At 33.6% G+C, this 19,162-nt stretch carries 17 protein-coding genes; 3 read left to right on the plus strand and 14 right to left on the minus strand.

Annotated elements, in window-relative coordinates; translation table 11 throughout:
* Window positions 1–155 precede the first annotated feature (155 nt).
* Window positions 156–548 (plus strand): bacillithiol system redox-active protein YtxJ, encoded by a 393-nt coding sequence (ytxJ, locus tag EV143_RS05825; RefSeq protein WP_133507028.1) that lies wholly within the window; start codon window positions 156–158, stop codon window positions 546–548.
* 17 nt (window positions 549–565) lie between these two features.
* On the plus strand, window positions 566–1,108 hold the full coding sequence (locus EV143_RS05830) for an HD domain-containing protein (RefSeq protein ID WP_133507029.1): 543 nt from the start codon (window positions 566–568) through the stop codon (window positions 1,106–1,108).
* 65 nt (window positions 1,109–1,173) lie between these two features.
* Here the strand turns inward: EV143_RS05830 and EV143_RS05835 are convergent, their stop codons facing one another.
* Both EV143_RS05835 and EV143_RS05840 read right to left on the minus strand, forming a co-directional pair.
* Window positions 1,174–2,340, minus strand: a complete 1,167-nt coding sequence (locus EV143_RS05835; protein ID WP_133507030.1) for a hypothetical protein — start codon at window positions 2,338–2,340, stop codon at window positions 1,174–1,176.
* The gene (locus EV143_RS05840; RefSeq protein ID WP_133507031.1) at window positions 2,337–3,338 is read right to left on the minus strand and encodes a DUF2157 domain-containing protein; all 1,002 of its coding nucleotides are present in this window, start codon (window positions 3,336–3,338) and stop codon (window positions 2,337–2,339) included. Before EV143_RS05840 ends, EV143_RS05835 begins: the two co-directional genes overlap by 4 nt.
* Before the next feature lie 217 nt (window positions 3,339–3,555).
* Here EV143_RS05840 and EV143_RS05845 point away from each other — a divergent pair, with 217 nt between their 5' ends.
* Entirely contained in the window at window positions 3,556–4,617 is a 1,062-nt protein-coding gene (locus EV143_RS05845) for a pectate lyase family protein (RefSeq protein WP_133507032.1), read from the plus strand.
* 77 nt (window positions 4,618–4,694) lie between these two features.
* On the opposite strand, the gene argH is transcribed toward EV143_RS05845, so the two are convergent.
* The 12 genes from argH to EV143_RS05905 all read right to left on the minus strand — a co-directional run bounded on the left by argH (window position 4,695) and on the right by EV143_RS05905 (window position 19,021).
* Window positions 4,695–5,975 carry an argininosuccinate lyase gene (gene argH, locus EV143_RS05850; RefSeq protein WP_133507033.1) on the minus strand — a complete coding sequence of 427 codons (1,281 nt, stop codon included), beginning with the start codon at window positions 5,973–5,975 and terminating at the stop codon, window positions 4,695–4,697.
* A gap of 220 nt (window positions 5,976–6,195) precedes the next feature.
* Window positions 6,196–7,266 (minus strand): M20 family metallo-hydrolase, encoded by a 1,071-nt coding sequence (locus EV143_RS05855; RefSeq protein ID WP_133507034.1) that lies wholly within the window; start codon window positions 7,264–7,266, stop codon window positions 6,196–6,198.
* 209 nt (window positions 7,267–7,475) lie between these two features.
* The gene (gene argB, locus EV143_RS05860) at window positions 7,476–8,249 is read right to left on the minus strand and encodes an acetylglutamate kinase (protein ID WP_133507035.1); all 774 of its coding nucleotides are present in this window, start codon (window positions 8,247–8,249) and stop codon (window positions 7,476–7,478) included.
* Between the two features lie 100 nt (window positions 8,250–8,349).
* Entirely contained in the window at window positions 8,350–9,297 is a 948-nt protein-coding gene (locus EV143_RS05865) for an N-acetylornithine carbamoyltransferase (RefSeq protein ID WP_133507036.1), read from the minus strand.
* 84 nt (window positions 9,298–9,381) lie between these two features.
* A complete protein-coding gene (locus EV143_RS05870; RefSeq protein WP_133507037.1) occupies window positions 9,382–9,771 on the minus strand; it encodes a GxxExxY protein in 390 nt (129 codons plus the stop codon).
* A gap of 109 nt (window positions 9,772–9,880) precedes the next feature.
* Window positions 9,881–10,642, minus strand: a complete 762-nt coding sequence (gene proB / locus EV143_RS05875; RefSeq protein WP_133507038.1) for a glutamate 5-kinase — start codon at window positions 10,640–10,642, stop codon at window positions 9,881–9,883.
* A 152-nt stretch (window positions 10,643–10,794) separates the two neighbouring features.
* On the minus strand, window positions 10,795–11,988 hold the full coding sequence (locus EV143_RS05880) for a glutamate-5-semialdehyde dehydrogenase (RefSeq protein WP_133507039.1): 1,194 nt from the start codon (window positions 11,986–11,988) through the stop codon (window positions 10,795–10,797).
* 85 nt (window positions 11,989–12,073) lie between these two features.
* Window positions 12,074–13,213, minus strand: coding sequence for an aspartate aminotransferase family protein (locus tag EV143_RS05885; RefSeq protein WP_133507040.1), 1,140 nt, complete (start codon window positions 13,211–13,213; stop codon window positions 12,074–12,076).
* An 85-nt stretch (window positions 13,214–13,298) separates the two neighbouring features.
* Entirely contained in the window at window positions 13,299–14,276 is a 978-nt protein-coding gene (argC, locus tag EV143_RS05890; protein ID WP_133507041.1) for an N-acetyl-gamma-glutamyl-phosphate reductase, read from the minus strand.
* Window positions 14,269–15,462, minus strand: coding sequence for an argininosuccinate synthase (locus tag EV143_RS05895; protein ID WP_133507042.1), 1,194 nt, complete (start codon window positions 15,460–15,462; stop codon window positions 14,269–14,271). The genes argC and EV143_RS05895 overlap by 8 nt, the downstream gene beginning before the upstream one ends.
* Before the next feature lie 64 nt (window positions 15,463–15,526).
* On the minus strand, window positions 15,527–16,165 hold the full coding sequence (locus EV143_RS05900) for a GNAT family N-acetyltransferase (protein WP_133507043.1): 639 nt from the start codon (window positions 16,163–16,165) through the stop codon (window positions 15,527–15,529).
* 585 nt (window positions 16,166–16,750) lie between these two features.
* On the minus strand, window positions 16,751–19,021 hold the full coding sequence (locus EV143_RS05905) for a M1 family metallopeptidase (RefSeq protein ID WP_133507044.1): 2,271 nt from the start codon (window positions 19,019–19,021) through the stop codon (window positions 16,751–16,753).
* Window positions 19,022–19,162: the final 141 nt, after the last annotated feature.

Here is a 19,162-nt window from a genome sequence, read left to right on the forward strand (position 1 = left end):
AAATTAGATTTATTGCATTACTTTTTTAATTTTAAATGATATAACTTTGCTGGAATATTCAAATTATATTCCATATTAAAATTACAGACAAAATGGCGTTTTTCTTAGCTTTTAAGTTCATTATTAACGTCAAAAAGTCATAAAACAAGTCAAATATGAGTTTTTTAAATTCAATCTTCGGAAGTTCAGAGAATACAGATTCTCCAAAAAGCAATGTAAACTGGATCGAATTAACTGATATATTACAATTGCAGGAAATCGAAGCAATATCGAACGAAAAGCCTGTCGTAATATTCAAACATAGCACAAGATGCAGCATTAGTAAAATGGCTCTAAAGCAATTTGAACGTGAATATGACCTAAATGATACAGTTGATGCCTATTTTTTAGATTTGATTGCGCATCGCGATATCTCAAATGAAATAGCAAATAAGTTTAATGTTTATCACGAATCTCCGCAGCTTATCTTGATCAAAAACGGAAAAGCAGTTTACGATGTTTCGCACAGCGATATTGATGCTGAAGCGCTGAAAACTAAAGTGCAGTAATTTCTAAAAATGATTAAATGGATGTTCAGACGATTTATCAAAAAACAATAATTTTTGCAACTTTAAAACATTTAGAAATTAACCAGACTATTAAAGATTCTAATTTTCCGTATGTCATTCATTTAAGTAATGTTGCGATGGAAATTTTAATAGCATCATATAATACAGAAGAATTTGACTTGAATTTTGCTACTCAGGTTGCCTTATTACATGATACGCTGGAAGATACTAATACAACTTTTGAAGAATTAAAACTTGAATTTGGAATTGAAGTTGCCGAAGGAGTTTCTGCTCTGACTAAAAATGACAATTTACCAAAGGAGGAAAAAATGCTGGATAGTATCAACAGAATTTCGAAACAGGAAAAAGAAATTTGGGCTGTAAAATTAGCTGACAGAATCACAAATCTTCAAAAACCTCCAAAAAGCTGGGATAATCTTAAAAGAACAGAATACAGAGAAGAAGCTAAAATTATCCTTGAAAAATTAAAAGGCGGAAATGAATATTTAGAAAATCGTTTACGTTCAAAAATAGATGAATACGAGCAATATCTTGATTAAGAAATCTCCTAATAGATAACAATAAAAAACGCTGAAATTAAACTTTCAGCGTTTTTTTTATATATTTAAAAATTACCTTCAGATCCGCCACCACTAAAACCTCCACCTCCAAATTCCATTGGAGAATTTTCCGGTTTTACTCCCGGTTTCATTCCAAAAGTTGAGGCTACTATTAAGGCTTCGGCATTTAAAAAAGCATCTGAATTTTTGATTCTGTCTGGTTTAAAAGTCAAACCACTTTCTTGTTCTTTTAATTTTCTTATTGAAAAATAGGCAATTGTAAACAATACCAATCCTCCCAGAGTTAAAGCAGTTTCAATTGGTAAAACCGAATAATAAAATCGAATTGTAAATATGGAGAAACCAATTGCTAAAAAACTGATCCAAAGCATGATTCTGTCTTTTGTTCTTAAAGCCTGAACCAAATATAAAACTGGTACAATAAAAGTGAAGGCGTAAAAGAAAACAGCAAACGGAATATCAGTTCCGGGAAAAATTTCATTATCTAAAAGCAATACAGAAAGTTCTCTGACCACTAAATAATTGCACGAAAGATAAAAGAGAACTAAACAAAAACTATTTGCTAACAAAAGACCTTTGTAATAATAAACCTGAGTAAGATTATCAATTGATTTTTTGGTAAAAAAATAAAAACCAGCAGCAAATAACATCGCTATAAAAGGTAAAATCGTTTTTCCGATAGCGCCAAATTCGAACAAACCATAAAATAAAACAGCTGAAGCCGCCAAACAAAAAACTAGCAATGAGAGCAAGTGCAAATATCTTCGATACATTACAAATGAAGCAATGGCGACAAAAACGGCAATTACTAATTCATATCCATCTGTAGTTATTGCTATTGCAACACCAACATTCATAATGCCTCCGAGAATAAAAGCATCGTCTAAACCGTGCCCGTAATATTTTCGATTAGCCAGCATTTCTGACCCAACAAAACCTATTACAGCAAAAATATAAAAGCAAATTTTAAAATAAAACTCTTCACCGCTAAGTGCTACTAAAGAAATTGCACTACACATCGATGAATATAAAAACGATCCTAGCAAAAAGAATCCTAATCGAACGAGAAGATTGCTTTGACTTTTAAAAACCGGCAATTCTTTTTTAATTAAATCCTTTTGTTCCTTGCTGATGAAACCTCCTGATTTTAAAGTGTCTGCTTCTTCAACTAAAGCGACATTGTTTAATAAATTTTTATCGTGTACTATCATTCGGCTATTTCTTTATTGAATTTTTTAATTAGTTTAATAAACACTACAATTGAGCCAATAAAATAGGCAGGTAAAAGCAAAATAAATAACGTCCATAAATCAGAAAAATCAATATTATAAAAAATTCTAAACAGCACGATGTTGATTCCGATAAAGGCATATAAAATCATAAAAACATACAATGAAATCGCTTTAAGTTCATGGCTTATTTTATAGAAATAGTAACAAGAGGCAGCCAAAACAATTACGAAAAACAACCAGATTATATCTTCAAAATAATCTATTAAACTGCTAATTGATGCAATGCTTATAATATGCAATGCAAAAGTTAAATAGATAATAGTAAAATGTGTTTTTAATTGAATTCGCGAACTATAAATCGTCCATAAAATAAGCAAGACACCCAATATTATTGCAGAATAGCTTAACGTTTGATCTTCATAGAAATTAGTATTATTTAATAAATCCTGTGGCGTAACCGAAAGACCCACATAAGCTGCTAAACCCGTAATTGCAATCGTTAAAACACTCTTATTATCAAAATAATAAGCACAAAAGAAACTGACAATTGTTGGAATTAATGTGGCTAATCCGTAATGAGTTCCGAAAGGTTTATATTGAAATTGCAAATATCCTATAAAAATACATGTTAGAATATTGGCTGCTAAAACCAAATATTCTAAAACGGGATGCTCGAAAGCAGTTTCTGTTTTTTGAAATCCTTTTGAATTTTTAAAACAGTAATAAAAACAGACACAAATAATTATAAACAGAATTGAAAGTAAAGCAATATGACCAATGCTGTCTATATTTTTATAAATTAGAACCCCAACTCCGGAAGTAAAGAGTAAAACAGACAGGTAAAGGAAAAATTTCAATTCGGCATTTAGTGAAAAAATATTCAGATTGCGATAAGCAGCAATTTCCTGATATTGATTTTCGGTAATCAAATTTTTATCTAATAATGATTTTGTGGACTGGTCATCAAATTTATTCATACTTTATATTATAACGTGCAAATCAAAAATAGTCTTTTTTTGTTATGGATAAACTTTAAGTAAAAAGAAACCTATAAAAAAGCCTCGGCGGTTGTTGATTTCAGTAGTTATTTATAATATTTTATTAAAATTATTGATTGTAAAATATTATTAATTACATTCGTGTAATCGATTACATTAATTGATTACTTTACCAAAACCACCTAACAAACTTAAAATGAAAAAACAACTCACTTTACTCTTTTTACTCTGGAGTTTATTTAATCTGTCTGCACAAAATTACTACATGGCATCTCCCGAAGGATTTGGAGCTCAAACAACTGGAGGAGGAAATGCAACACCGGTTACAGTAACCTCTTATGATGATTTACTGGCAAAAATTAAAAGCAATAATCCTGAAGTAATTTTGGTTTCAGGAACAATTACAATTCCTAGTGGTAAACCTATACAACAAGTGGTTACAAACAAATCTATTATCGGATTACCGGGCGCAAAACTTGTAAACGAAAACCAATCGAATCCCGGCGCGGGAATATTGTATTTAAAAACTGGTTCTAATAATGTAATTATTAGAAATTTAGTTTTTGTTGGACCAGGATCCTACGATATTGACGGTCAGGATAACTTAACAGCAGATTGTACGAATCTTTGGGTAGATCATTGTGAATTTCAGGATGGACAGGACGGAAATTTTGACAATAAAGGAAAAGCAGATAATGTTACGGTTTCATGGTGCAAATTTACTTATCTAAAAGCTCCAAAATCAGGAGGTTCAGGCGCAGCTGACGATCATAGTTTTAGCAATCTAATTGGTTCCGGCAAAAATGATTTTCCTGCGGATGGGCATTATAGCATCACTTTTAAAAATTGTTATTGGGCAGACGGCTGTAAACAAAGAATGCCACGTGCGAGAAATGCAGAAATTCATATCCTGAATTGTTATTATAATACTTCAGAATCTGGTTCTGTCGCTATTGGTTTAGGCGGAGGAGCTAAAAACTCAACCTGCTACGTTGAAGGTACTGATTTTGCAAAAGTCGAAAAAGTATTTAAAGAATATATAAGTACAGATGGAGGAACAGTTGGAATTGCATTCGATCATTGTCGTAAAGGTTCAATGGATTTTGGAACAACAGTAAGTAAACCTACTTATAACTATACTTCAATTCCTTTGGAAAAAGTAGAAGAATATGTAACCAATAAATCGTATGGCGCGGGAGCTACACTTCAGGTTAGTTCGACAGGCGTAATAGCTTCAAGCTTTGCAAAGAAAAGTTAATCGAATATAATTTACATAAAAAAAACCGATTTGTATTAGATATACAAATCGGTTTTTTATTTAGTAGCAATCCTGTTTTAATAAGCTGCCTTCATTTTATCTTTAATCGCATTCAAGCATAAATTATTGATACTGCCTTCGTGCGTGTGTTTGGTTTCTTTTGGAGATTGATATGTTCCCGCTTCTAATTGTTCTGCAACAGCTTTGTAAGCATCTCTAAATGGCATTCCGGCAACCACCATTTCATTTAAAGTATCTACTGTAAACAAGTAATCGTATTTTTTATCTTTTAAAATATTGTCTTTTACCGTAATATCTTTTACCGAGAAAATTGCAATATCTAAACATGATTTTAAAGTTTGAATTGCAGGAAACAATCCTTCTTTTAAAAGCTGTAAATCTCTGTGATAACCGCTTGGTAAATTATTGGTAATTAAAGTTATTTCGTAAGGAAGCGCCTGAATTTTATTGCATTTTCCTCTAATCAATTCAAATACATCGGGATTCTTTTTGTGAGGCATAATGCTCGAACCTGTTGTAAGATGCCCCGGAAGGCTTATAAAATCAAAGTTCTGACTCATATACAAACAGACATCCATTGCAAATTTTGATAATGTTGCTGCAACACTGCTCATCGCAAAAGCGACTGTTTTTTCTGCTTTTCCACGACTCATTTGAGCGGCGACAGCATTGAATTTCAATGTTTCAAAACCTAATTCCTGCGTTGTAAAAGTTCTGTTGATTGGAAATGAACTTCCGTATCCTGCTGCAGATCCTAACGGATTCTGATCGACAATTTTTGAAGCTGCATTTAGCATCGTAACATCATCAATTAAACTTTCGGCGTAAGCAGAAAACCACATTCCGAATGACGATGGCATTGCGATTTGTAAGTGCGTATAACCCGGCAATAAAACGTTTTGATGTTTCTCTGCCGATTCCATTAATAAATCAAACAAAGTTTTCACCTGTTCTTTGATTGCTTTTAATTCGTCTTTTAAATACAAATGAACATCGACCAAAACCTGATCGTTACGGGAACGCGCAGTGTGAATTTTTTTTCCGGCATCGCCTAGTTTTACGGTTAAAAGATATTCGATTTTAGAATGAACATCTTCAAAACTGTCTTCGATTTCAAAGTTTCCTTTGGCAACATCAGCAATGATTTCGTTTAATGCATCGACCAAAGAAGTCGTTTCTTCCTGAGTTAATAACCCAATTTGCCCAAGCATTTTAGCGTGAGCGATTGAACCTAAAGCATCATATTTCGCCAGAACCAAATCAAGTTCACGATCGTTTCCTACTGTGAAATGTTCGATTTGTTTGTCTGTTGGTATTCCTTTTTCCCAAAGTTTCATAGGTAGATTTTTAGACTTCTTAGATGATTAGATTGTTAGACTGCTTAGATTTTTAGACTTCTTAGAATCTAGATTTCTTTCTTTGTGTTTATTTCTAATTTATTCTAATGTTGTTGTTTATATTGCGGTATTTCTAGCCCCGATAGTAGTGGAAATCCTTTTGTGCCGGGGTTCGGCACAAAAGATTGAAACGGATAGCGGGATTAGCTACTAAAAAATATTATAATTTAAAGAAATCCGTTAGTATTTTGATATACAAATCGACTCCTTCTTCTATTTCGTTGATAAAAATAAATTCGTCTGCTGAATGTGAACGTAACGTTTCTCCTGGTCCTAATTTTAAAGACTGACAGCTCAAAACAGATTGATCTGAAAGTGTTGGCGATCCGTAAGTTGTTCTTCCTAAAGCGATTCCAGCTTGTACTAAACCATGTGAAACTGGAATAGATGAAGCGTTTAAATGCATTGATCTTGGCGTTACTTCGGCATTTACGTTTGCTTTTACAACTTCTAGAATTTCGGTGTTAGAATATCGGTCTGTTACTCGAATATCAACTACCAAATCACATTCTGACGGTACAACATTATGCTGTTTTCCTGCGCTGATTTGTGTTACAGTCATTTTTACGGGACCTAAAACATCTGAGATTTTGTCGAATTTATAGTTTTTAAACCATTCCATTACCGGAATTGATTTGTATAATGAATTATCATCGTTTTGATGTGCGGCGTGACTTGCAGTTCCTTTCACTTTTACATCCAAAACCAACAAACCTTTTTCGGCTACAGCCAATTGCATTAAAGTTGGTTCGCCAACAATCGCGCAATCTAATTCTGGTAAATGCTTTAAAACGCTGTTTAAACCGTTTTTCCCGCTGCTTTCTTCTTCGGCGGAAGCCACGATTACAATATTATATGGCAAATTTTGATTTTCGTAAAAATGAACGAAAGTCGCTAATAATGAAACTAAACAACCGCCGGCATCATTGCTTCCTAAACCGAATAATTTACCGTCTTTTTCAATCGCTTCGAACGGATCGTTTGTGTAAGCCTGATTAGGTCTTACCGTATCGTGATGCGAATTCAGTAAAAGTGTTGGTTTATTTTCGTCGAAATATTTATTGAAAGCCCACACATTATTGTTTTCTCTTTTAAAAGGAATCTCGTTTTGGTTGAACCAATTTTCTATTAAAAGTGCCGTTTGATCTTCTTCGCTTGAAAATGAAGGCGTTTCAATAAGGTTTTTTAATAAACTAATTGCTTCCTGGGTAAGCGTTGCAATATTTTTCATAGTTATGGTTTCTTTGCCGCTAAGGCACGAAGTCACAAAGTTTTTAATTAAATCTGTGACGATTTTAATTTGCGCAAATTTCTTAAATTAATATTTAAATAACTTATGCAGTCGTATTTTTTTGCCACGAATTACACGAATTTTTACTAATTTTTTATTTTCGTTGATTTTTAATTCGCGAAAATTCGTGTAATTCGTGGCAACCTCTTTTATAACGTAATTGTCGTATGCAGAACATCAGGATTTTGAAGCATTTTATGATGCCCAATTTTGATTTTTTGTACACCTCTTGATAAACTATTAAAACAATTATCCAGTTTAGGAATCATTCCGGAATGGATTACTTTTTCTGCTTTTAGATTATTGTATAGTTCTTCGTTTATTTCTGTTATTACAGATGAATCATCTTCTGAATCTTGCAAAACTCCTTGTTTTTCAAAACAATACGTAAGCGTAACATCGAAAAATTCAGACAATGCTATTGATAATTCACTAGCAATTGTATCAGCATTTGTGTTTAATAATTGACCGTTTTTGTCGTGTGTAATGGCACAGAAAACAGGTACAATTCCGGCTTCGAGTAACGTTTTCAATAAAGAAGTATTGACTTGTTTTACATCGCCTACAAATCCGTAATCGATTGTTGGGTGATTTCGTTTTGTTGACTGAATCAAATTTCCATCAGCTCCCGAAAAGCCAATTGCATTATTGTCTTTTGCCTGCAACTGCGCTACAATATGTTTATTGATTTGTCCTGCGTAAATCATGACCACAACATCAAGCATTGGAGCATCAGTGATTCGGCGTCCGTCAATCATTTGCGGAACCAAACCAATACTTTGTGCCATTTTTGTAGCCGATTTTCCACCGCCGTGAACCAAAACTTTATAACCTTCGATTTTAGAAAAATCGGTTAAGATTTGTTCTAATTCGGTTGGGTTGTCGATGATGTTTCCACCAATTTTTATTACTTTAACTTCCATTTTTTGAGGTTCAGAGGTTCAGAGGGACAAAGGTTCAAAGGTCTCTTCTAAGGTTTTTAAACCTTTGTACCTCTGCAACTTTGTGCCTTTGTACCTTTATTTATAACTTCTTAAGAATCTTTTGTAAAACTAATTGTGCCGAATACGTTCTATTATTCGCCTGTTCGATTACGATTGAATTTTCTCCATCTAAAACTTCGTCGCTTACGATTACGTTACGACGAACAGGAAGACAATGCATGAATTTTCCGTTATTAGTTAAGGCCATTTTTTCGGCAGTAACTGTCCAATTTGGGTCGCTGTTGGTTACTTTTCCGTAATCGTTGAAGTTGCTCCAGTTTTTTACGTAAACGAAATCGGCATTTTCGAAAGCTTTATTTTGATCGTATTCGATTTTACAATCTTGAGTAATTTCCGGGCTTAATTCATAACCTTCCGGATGCGTAATTACAAAATCCATATCTTTCTGCATTTGCATCATTTCTACAAATGAATTTGCAACAGCTTGTGGTAAAGCTTTTGGATGCGGCGCCCACGAAAGAACCACTTTTGGTTTGTGTTTCGTTTTGTGCTCTTCCATTGTAATAGCATCTGCCAAAGACTGCATCGGGTGACGAACAGCACTTTCCATATTTACGATTGGCACCGTAGCATATTTCAGAAATCCTGAAATAACGGTTTCAGCATAATCTTTTTCTTTATCAACTAAACCTGCAAAAGCACGTATAGCGATAATATCACAATATTGAGAAACTACTTCTGCGGCTTCTTTAATATGCTCTGAAGCACCAGAATTCATTACGGCTCCGTCTTCGAACTCTAATGTCCAGCCTTCGTTGGTAAAATTCATTACCATAACATTCATTCCTAAGTTTAAAGCAGCTTTTTGAGTACTCAAACGTGTTCTTAAACTCGGATTGAAAAATAACATTCCCAAGGTTTTATTTTTACCTAACTTTTGATTTTTAAGCGGATTTTTTTTGATTTTAATCGCGCTTTTTACCCATTTTGATAATGAGTCGATATCTTTTATTGAAATATAATTCATTGTTTTTTGTTTTTTAATTGTTATCCAAATTAGACGCGGATTTTACTGATTCGCTATCGCGAAGACGCAGATTAACGCGGATTTTTATATTCTTAATTTTCTACTATTCTCAAATACTTTTCGTCTAAATTCTGGTTTTGTTCCAAAATTTAAAAGTAAACCTACTTCACAATTTGTTCCTTTTAAATAATTCAAAATTTGATTTTCAAACTCGACCACAATGCAATTAGCTGCTTTGAGTTCTAGAATAATTAAATCTTCAACTATTAAATCTGCATAATATTCTCCAACTTCAATACCTTTATAGTAAACTTTAATTTTCCTCTGAGCTTCAATATACAAACCTTTATTTTTCAATTCTAAATACAAGGAATTTTGATAAACTCTTTCTAAAAACCCGTGTCCTAATTCATTATAAACTTCGTAAAAAGTTTTGATGATAATATCGGTCAGCTCTTGATGCAATAATTTCATAATTTTAATATTTGAATAAAATATACTACAATAAAATTAAACTCAAATATAAAATCCGTTTCAATCCGCGTCTTCGCAATAGCGAATCCGTTTTCATCCGCGTTCAATATCACACAATCCTGGTAAAAGGAATTTCGCCCTTTAATGCCTTTAAAATAAAATTATCATTTAATCCATTGACAATCCAGGTTTCTATATTAGCTGCTTTTGCGATTCCTGCTGCTTCAATTTTGGATTGCATTCCTCCTGTTCCGTGTGATGATTTTGATTCGCCGATTTCTTTTTCAAGCGTTTTTAAATCATTTACTAATTTAATCGTTTCTGGAATTTCACCATGAATAGAATCTTTCGTATAAATTCCGTTCGTATTAGTGGCAATTATCAGAATATCAACATTTAGCAGCACTGCCGTTAAAGCCGCTAATTTGTCATTGTCTCCAAACCTGATTTCATCCGTTGCCACGGTATCATTTTCATTGATAATCGGAATGTAATTGTTCTCAACCAAAACATTTATAGTATTAACAATATTTACTTTAGACTGTTCTTTTTCGAAATCAGAATAAGACAATAAACATTGCGACGTCAATAAACCTAAATCGCTGAAATTTTCATGAAAAATCCGCATTAAATGGGGCTGACCTATCGATGCTAAAGCTTGTTTTAATGCAATTTCTTTTCCTTTACTTTCGAGATTTACAAATTGCTTGGCGGCGGCGATTGCTCCGGAGCTTACAATTACGAATTCGTAATCTTTGTTTAAGGCCGCAATCTGCATACCGAGGTCTTCAATCTTTCCCCGAGAAATGTGATTGGTTTCTTTGGTTAAAGTATTACTTCCTATTTTTAATAAAATCCTTTTTTTTGCCATGTTTTCTGTTTTTGCCACGAAGGCACAAAGACACTAATTTTCTTTTACCGCAAGGGCGCAAGGTTATTTTTGTTGTTTGTGTTTACAAACGCTAAGTTCGCAAAGCTAAATTTTTATATAAATTCCAAATTCCAACAATCTAAAATCTAAAATTATCTAATCTGCCCTTCTCCGTAAACGTACCATTTATTGGTAACCAAATGTTGCAAACCAATTGGACCTCTTTGATGCAATTTATCTGTGCTTATCGCTAATTCTCCGCCTAGACCAAATTGTCCTCCGTCTGTAAAACGTGTTGAAGCGTTTTGGTAAACGGCTGCGGTATCAACGGCATCCATAAATTCTTGTGCGGCTTTGTCGTCTTTTGTAATAATTACTGCAGAATGTCCTCCACAATATTTATTGATTTTTTTGATCGCATTTTCCTCAGAATCAATTGTTCCGATAACAATTTTATAATCTAAAAATTCTTCATACCAAATATCTTCGTTTTGAAGTGTTTCTGTATTTTCGAAATTTTCTAAAGATTTGTCGCCTATGACTTCCACTTTTGATTCAATTAAGGCTTCGATTAACAATGCTGTAAAAGCTTCAAAATTGGGCAATTTGGAATCAATTAAAACTTTATCAACAGCATTGCAAGCTGAAATTTTAGAGGTTTTAGCGTTTAAAATTATTTTCAAGGCCAAATCTGTATCTGCATTTTCGTGAACGTAAACAAAATTGTTTCCGCGCCCGCTCACAATTACCGGGCAAGTCGCATGCGATTTCACAAACTCAATTAATTTTTCTCCGCCTCTAGGAACAATTAAATCGACTTTTTGAGTTGGTTTTTCTAAAAAAGCCTGTGTTTCTGTTCGATTATAATTTAGATATTCAACCCAATCTTTTGAAACTTCATTTTCTTCTAAAGCTTTATGCCACAAACTCACAATTTTCAAATTTGACTTTAAAGACTCTTTTCCTCCTTTTAATAAAATTTTATTTCCGGATTTAAAAGCAATTCCGCCGGCTTCGATTGTAACGTCGGGACGAGATTCGTAAATAATTAAAATCGTTCCGAAAGCTGCTGTTTTATTAATTACTTTGATTCCATTATCATGAACAAAATGAAAACGCTCTACTCCAACCGGATCATCTTGAGAAGCCAACTGGTTTAGTGATAAAATCATTTCATCAACTTTTTTATCATCAACTTTTAGTCGCTCTTCCATCGCTAAATCGGAACCGTCGTAAGCGTCAAGATCTTCTTTATTAGTTAAGATGATTTGACTCCGCTCCTGCTCGACCAGCTTTGCCATGGAGCGCAAAACCAGATTGCGTTTTTCAATTGATAATGGATTCATTTTTTTGGTTTAATTGGTTAATCGATAATTCGTTTAATCGTTTAACTAGTTAATCGATTAAACGAATTAACAATATATGGTAAACTTAGTTTTTTAGTTCTTCCAAACTCTCTTTTAAAGCTACAATGAAAGTATCAATATCCCCTTTTTTCACAGTTAATGGTGGCAAAATTCTAAGCAGATTTTTGTTATTGGCACTTCCTGTAAAAATGTGTTTTTCGATAATTAGCTTTTTTCTTAAAGCTGCAACATCAAAATCGAATTCAACACCAAGCATTAAACCTTTTCCTTTTACTTGTTTGATACCTTCAACTTCTTTGATTTTTTCTAAGAAATAAGCGTAAACTTCGTTTACATTTTTCTGCAAATCAAGCTTTTCCATTACATCTAATACGGCAATTCCTGCTGCACAAGATAAATGGCTTCCGCCGAAAGTAGTTCCTAATAATCCGAAACTTGCTTCAAATTTTGGAGAGATTAAAATGGCTCCAACCGGAAATCCATTCCCCATTCCTTTCGCTACTGAAATAATATCAGGGTTGATTCCGTGATGTTGGAATGCGAAAAATTTCCCGCTTCTTCCGTAACCCGATTGTACTTCATCTAAAATCAAAACAACATCGTGTTTTTTACATGCTTTTTCTAAAGCCTGAAAAAATTCTGTTGTTCCTTGGTCTAAACCTCCAACTCCTTGAATTCCTTCGATAATTACTGCTGTAACATCTCCTTTAGCCAATTCAGCTTCAACTAATTCGATTTGGTTTAACGGTAAAAAAGTAACTTCTTGTTGTGCATTTATTGGCGCAACAATTTTTTTATTGTCTGTAACGGCAACGGCTGCAGAAGTTCTTCCGTGGAAAGAATTATCAAAAGCAACAACTCTTGATTTTCCGTTGTGGAAAGAGGCTAATTTCAAAGCATTTTCATTGGCTTCGGCACCAGAACTGCATAAAAACAATTCGTAATCTTCTAAACCAGAAAGCTTTCCTAATTTTTGAGCCAATTCAACCTGCAAAGGATTCTGAATCGCATTCGAATAAAATCCTAAATGGTCTAACTGATTTTTAAGCTTTGCTACGTAATCCGGTTGTGTGTGTCCAATCGAGATCACACCATGTCCGCTGTATAAATCTAAATATTCTACTCCTTTGTCGTCTGTAATGGTACAATCGACTGCTTTTACTGGAGTTATGTCATATAATGGGTAAACGTTGAATAAGTTCATCTTTTTAGTTTTTGGTTGATTGTTGATGGTTGTCGGTTTTATCATGATGTTCCCATCAACTATAAGCCAACAACTATCAAATAAATTAAAATCCGCTTGGTTTCAAATGTAAACCGGTGGTTTCTTCTAATCCGAACATTAAATTCATGTTTTGAATCGCTTGTCCTGATGCACCTTTGGTTAAGTTGTCGATAATTGATGTTATTAAAACCCGGTTTCCTTTTTTCAATAAACTGATAATACATTTATTCGTTTGAACGACTTGTTTCATATTGATATTTGTAGTTGTGACCGTTACGAAAGGCTCATCTTTATAGAACTCTTCATATTTTGCCACTAGTTGTTCTAAACTATCATCCGAAAGTGTGTATAAGGTTGCAAAAATTCCTCTTGGAAAATCTCCTCTGTTTGGAATAAAAAGCAACTCACTTTCAAAATCATCCTGCAATTGAACCAAACTTTCTCCAATTTCTCCCAAATGCTGATGTTCAAAAGCTTTGTAATGCGACATATTGTTATTTCTCCAACTGAAATGTGAGGTTTCTGAAAGTCCTACTCCTGCGCCTGTACTTCCAGTTGTGGCATTAATATGAATGTCATTATTCAACAGATTATTTTTAGCTAAAGGCAACAAAGCCAATTGAATAGCCGTGGCAAAACAACCCGGATTTGCAATGTAATTTGCTTTTTTAATTTCCGTTTTGTTTAATTCCGGCAAGCCGTATATAAAGTCTTTTCCTTCGAAATGTGCAGCTGCATTCAATCTGAAATCATTTCCTAAATCAATAATTTTAGTGTGACTCGCAAATTGATTTTCCTGTAAAAATGAAATTGATTTTCCATGACCCAAACACAAGAAAACAACATTTACATCAGGATTAATTACATCTGTGAAATTCATTTCAATATCTCCCATCAAATCATGGTGCGCCACAGAAAGTGGTTTTCCGGCATTTGTTGTACTGTAAACAAAATCAATGTTTACTTTTGGGTGATACATTAAAATTCTGATGAGTTCTCCAGCTGTATAACCTGAACCACCAATTATTCCGACATTAATCATGATCTAAATGATTTACAGATGAAAATATATTTTGGGCATTTCCTAAAATCTTAATAAATCCTTTTGCATCGTCAGATGTCCAGGCGTTGTTCATTTCTCCGTATTGACCGAAACCTGTGTTCATCAAATCGTTATCAGATTCAATTCCGTCAAGCGAAAAATGATATGGTTTTAGCGAAACGGTAACAACACCATTTACTGTTTTTTGAGTGTCTTGCAAAAAGGTTTCTATGTTTCTCATAACCGGATCTAAAAACTGACCTTCGTGAAATAACATTCCGTACCAGTTTCCTAATTGTTCCTTCCAGTATTGCTGCCATTTTCCTAGGGTATGTTTCTCTAACAAATGATGTGCTTTGATAATAATTAACGGTGCAGCAGCCTCAAAACCAACTCTTCCCTTAATTCCAATAATAGTATCACCTACGTGAATATCTCTACCAATTGCATAAGCATTTGCCAGTTTTTCCAGCGCGACAATATTATTTGATGGTTTATCTAATTGACCATTTATTCCAACTAATTCTCCTTGCTCAAAATGTAATCTTACTTTTTCTTCGCCTTCTTTTTGCAATTGCGAAGGATAAGCATCACTTGGCAAAGGCTGGCTTGAAGTTAAGGTTTCTTTTCCTCCAACGCTTGTTCCCCAAAGTCCTTTATTGATCGAATATTGTGCTTTTTCCCAAGAATAATGAACGCCGTTTTGAGCCAAATAATCAACTTCTTCTTGTCTTGACAATTTTAAATCTCTAATTGGCGTAATGATTTCGATTTCCGGAGCGATGGTTTGAAAAATCAAGTCAAAACGAATTTGATCATTTCCGGCACCTGTACTTCCGTGTGCGATGGCGCTTGCTCCTACTTTTTTAGCATATTTTATGGCTTCAATTGCCTGAAAAACACGCTCTGCACTTACTGATAGCGGATATGTATTGTTTTTTAACACGTTTCCAAAAATCAAATATTTTATTGCTTTATCGTAATATTTATCTACGATGGTTAGGTTCGCGTGTTGTGCGCTTCCTAATTCGTAAGCTCTTTTTTCTATAGCTGATAATTCTTCTGCATCAAATCCTCCTGTATCTACAAGTACGGTGTGAACTTCGTATCCTTTTTCATTTTTTAAATATTTCAAACAATACGAGGTATCTAATCCTCCACTATAAGCTAATACAACTTTTTTCATTTTTTATAATTTAGGCTAATACTTTCGTATTTAGCAAGTTTGAGATTTCTTTTTTAATTCAATTTTAGGTTAAAAAAACAGACAAGATTTTATTTAAGAATAAAGCTTGTTTTATTTTTTTCAATCTGCTTAAAACAGCTTCATTAAAAGGATGTCTTGGCGGATCTTTTTGTTTTTCTTTTGGGTCATACAACATTCCGGTGCAAAGGCACATTTTGTTTTCTTTGCTTTTTAGAATTTCATAATTAGTACAGGTTTTACACCCCGACCAAAAACTCGGATCTGTTGTAAGTTCTGAAAATGGAACCGGCTTGTAGCCCAAATCAGAATTGATTTTCATTACAGCCAGACCAGTTGTAATACCAAAAATTTTGGCATCCGGATATCTTTGCAGCGAATAATCAAAAACTTTTGATTTGATTTTTTTTGCTAAACCTAAACTTCTGTAGTCCGGATGTACAATTAAACCGGAGTGTGCCACGAACTTGCCGTGCTGCCAACTTTCGATATAACAAAAACCTGCAAATTTTCCGTCTGCCAGAGCAATCATCGCATCACCATTCGACATTTTTTTCTGAATGTATTCAGGAGTTCTTTTAGCAATCCCTGTACCTCTTAATAAGGCAGATGATTCTATCGTATCGCAAATTTCCTGTGCGAATTTGAAGTGTTCTTCCTGAGTAACAACAATAGAGATTTTCATTTCAATAGTTGAAGTTAGAGTTAAAAAATAAAACGTATTGTTTAGTTTGAATTCCGGAAATCAATCCATTAAAAATAGATAAAATAGAAGTAACATTCTCAAAATCAAAAGTTTGATTAAGAAAATTTACAAAAAAATATATACTTTTAGGATAGGTTTGTCCAATGGACAAATTTTGTGATTTCAAAATGAAAAATGAATATAAATAAATACGCGGCGAAAAACTCTGTGAATACTATAGAGATAGTATCCGTACTTCGGGAGAAGTTACAGGAGAGTTTGTCCGTGACAAAGAAGTTATATGTAAACTTATTTTATTCATCGGTTGCAAAAGTACACTATTTTTCTATTTACAATACAAAAAAATAAAAATCTAACATTTTTTTAATGTAATGTTGTTTTTTTTGAGGAGCTAAGGTTCTGAGGTGCTAAGGTGCTAAGGTTTTTAGTTTCTGAGTTTTTTAAGTTTGAAACTTTGAAAGATTGAGCATTTTAAACTTGAAACCTGAAACTTGAAACTAAACTAAAAGAAAAACCCGATAGCTATACATAATTATCGGGTTTGAAAATATTATTATTTCGTTTTTAGTTTCTTTTAAACGGAATTACTTTTCCATTTCCTAAAACAATCATATCAAAACCATTTTTAGCTTCATTAAATTTGAATTTTAATCCAGCTCTGTTTGATTGAAACGTATCTTTTTCTCCTTCTACTGGTTCAACAGCAAATTTTGGATAATTTGAAATTTCTGCGTTAAGAACACTATTTTTCTCTGTAAATTCAACTTTTAAGGGTGCTTTATCAGTCGAAAAATTCCCTAAATATCCATCTAAAATGATGTCTTTTTCAACTTTTCCCTTTCCCGCTGTCCATACATTATTACTTTCGTTATAATCAGGAAAAGCATGATCAGGATCTAAAGTTATGCTTTCGATTTCTTCGGTAGAATTGTGTTTGAAAGACCAATCGTTGTTACGCTGCCATATTTCAACTGGCAATTTAACTCTGGTTACTTTTCCGCTTTTTGTTTTTACATCCAAAACAATTGGCATTGGCATTTTATCGAAATTTTCTACTGTAATCACAACTCCTTTTGCAGGATCGTTTTTAACATATTTGATAGAATTAATTCCCTGGTCAAATCTCCAGTTGTTTACAAACCAGCTTCTCCAGAACCAGCTTAAATCTTCTCCTGCAACATTTTCAATAGTTCTAAAGAAATCATCCGGAGTTGGATGTTTGAAAGCCCAACGCTCTACATAAGTACGTAACGCTTTATCAAAACGTTCTTCTCCTAAAACCTGCTCTCTTAAAATTATTAATCCTGAACTTGGTTTTGCATAACATAAAACACCAATATTACCTTCCTTCATATTATCAGGAGAACTCATAATAGTCTCTAATTTCGGGCTTGTAAAATATTCTGCATCTTCATGTAAGTCAGCAGGTTTTTGCTTGTATTCTCCATTATTAAAATCAAAAGAACTAATAGAATTAATGAAAGTATTAAAACCTTCATCCATCCAGGCAAATAAACGCTCATTTGAACCTACGATCATAGGAAACCAAATATGTCCGAATTCGTGATCTGTTACACCCCATAAATCGTCTCCTTTAGATTTCCATCCACAAAAAACAATTCCCGGGTATTCCATTCCTCCCTCATTTCCTGCAACGTTTGTAGCTGCCGGATAAGGATATTCAAACCATCTTTTTGAATAATGTTCAATAGACGATTTTACATATTCTGTCGAACGTCCGTAAGCATCGTTACCGGCACTTTCTACAGGATAAGCAGATAATGCTAATGATTTTTTACCGCTTGGCAGGTTTATTTTTGCTCCGTCTAAAATAAAGGCCGGAGATGATGCCCAAGAAAAATCACGGGCATTTTTGATTTGATAATGCCAGGTTTTTTCGGCAGTTGCATTTGTATTTGCAGTTGCAGCAACTTCTTCGGCAGAACGAATTATAACCGTTTTATCGCTTTGAGAAGCCTCTTTGTAACGTTTAAATTGCTCAGCAGGCAAAACTTCTGCACCATTTAATAATTCACCTGAACCTACTACGTAATGATTTGCAGGAACTGTAAGTTTTACATCAAAATCACCATATTCTAAATAAAACTCAGAAGCTCCTAAATAAGGTGCAGTATTCCAACCTCTTACGTCGTCATACACACACATACGCGGATACCACTGTGCAATGGTAAATATTTTACCGTTTTTAGTTTCTAAAACTCCCATTCTGTCTGATCCTTCAAACGGAGCAATAAATGAGAATTCAATTTTGATTTTTACAGATCCGCCTTTTGAAGCCAATTCTTCTGGAAGAAAAATTTGCATTCTGGTATCTGTAACTATGAATTTTGCGTCAGCTTCAACTTTTTTCTTTCCGCCAGAAATAACTTTTACTGATTTTATTTTATTTCCACCATCAAATACCTGACCTTGAGCACCATTACGACTTCCGGTTAAAGGTACAACAGCGTTTCCTCTTGAATCTTCTTTAAATAAATTTTGGTCTAAATTCAACCAGACAAATCCTAATTTGTCAGGACTATTATTGGTATACGTAATTTCATCTGTACCAATAATTTCATTTGTAGTTCCGTTTAATTTTGCCGATATCTGATAATCGGCTCTGTTTTGCCAGTACTCAACTCCCGGCTGACCGCTTGCTGATCGCGTTGGCGTTCCGTTCTTTGTATAAAAATGGGGTGCAAATGCATCATGATAATTATAATTATTAACTGGATTTACTGCTGTTGTAGCTGGCATTTGTTGCGCCCAAACAGAAGAAATCCCTACAAACAAAGCCATGGTCAATAAGGCTTTTGAGGATTGTTTTTTCATATTTTTTAGCTGTTTATGTAGCAAATTAATGAAAAAAAAAGCTATTTACAGAGAAAAATCAAAGGTTATATTGCGTTTTGGCAAAATTTTATCAAAAAATATTTTAAGCTATTTTCCTAAAAAAATAAAATTTATAAAATA

The sequence above is a fragment of the Flavobacterium chryseum genome (assembly GCF_004362015.1).
Classification (GTDB): domain Bacteria; phylum Bacteroidota; class Bacteroidia; order Flavobacteriales; family Flavobacteriaceae; genus Flavobacterium.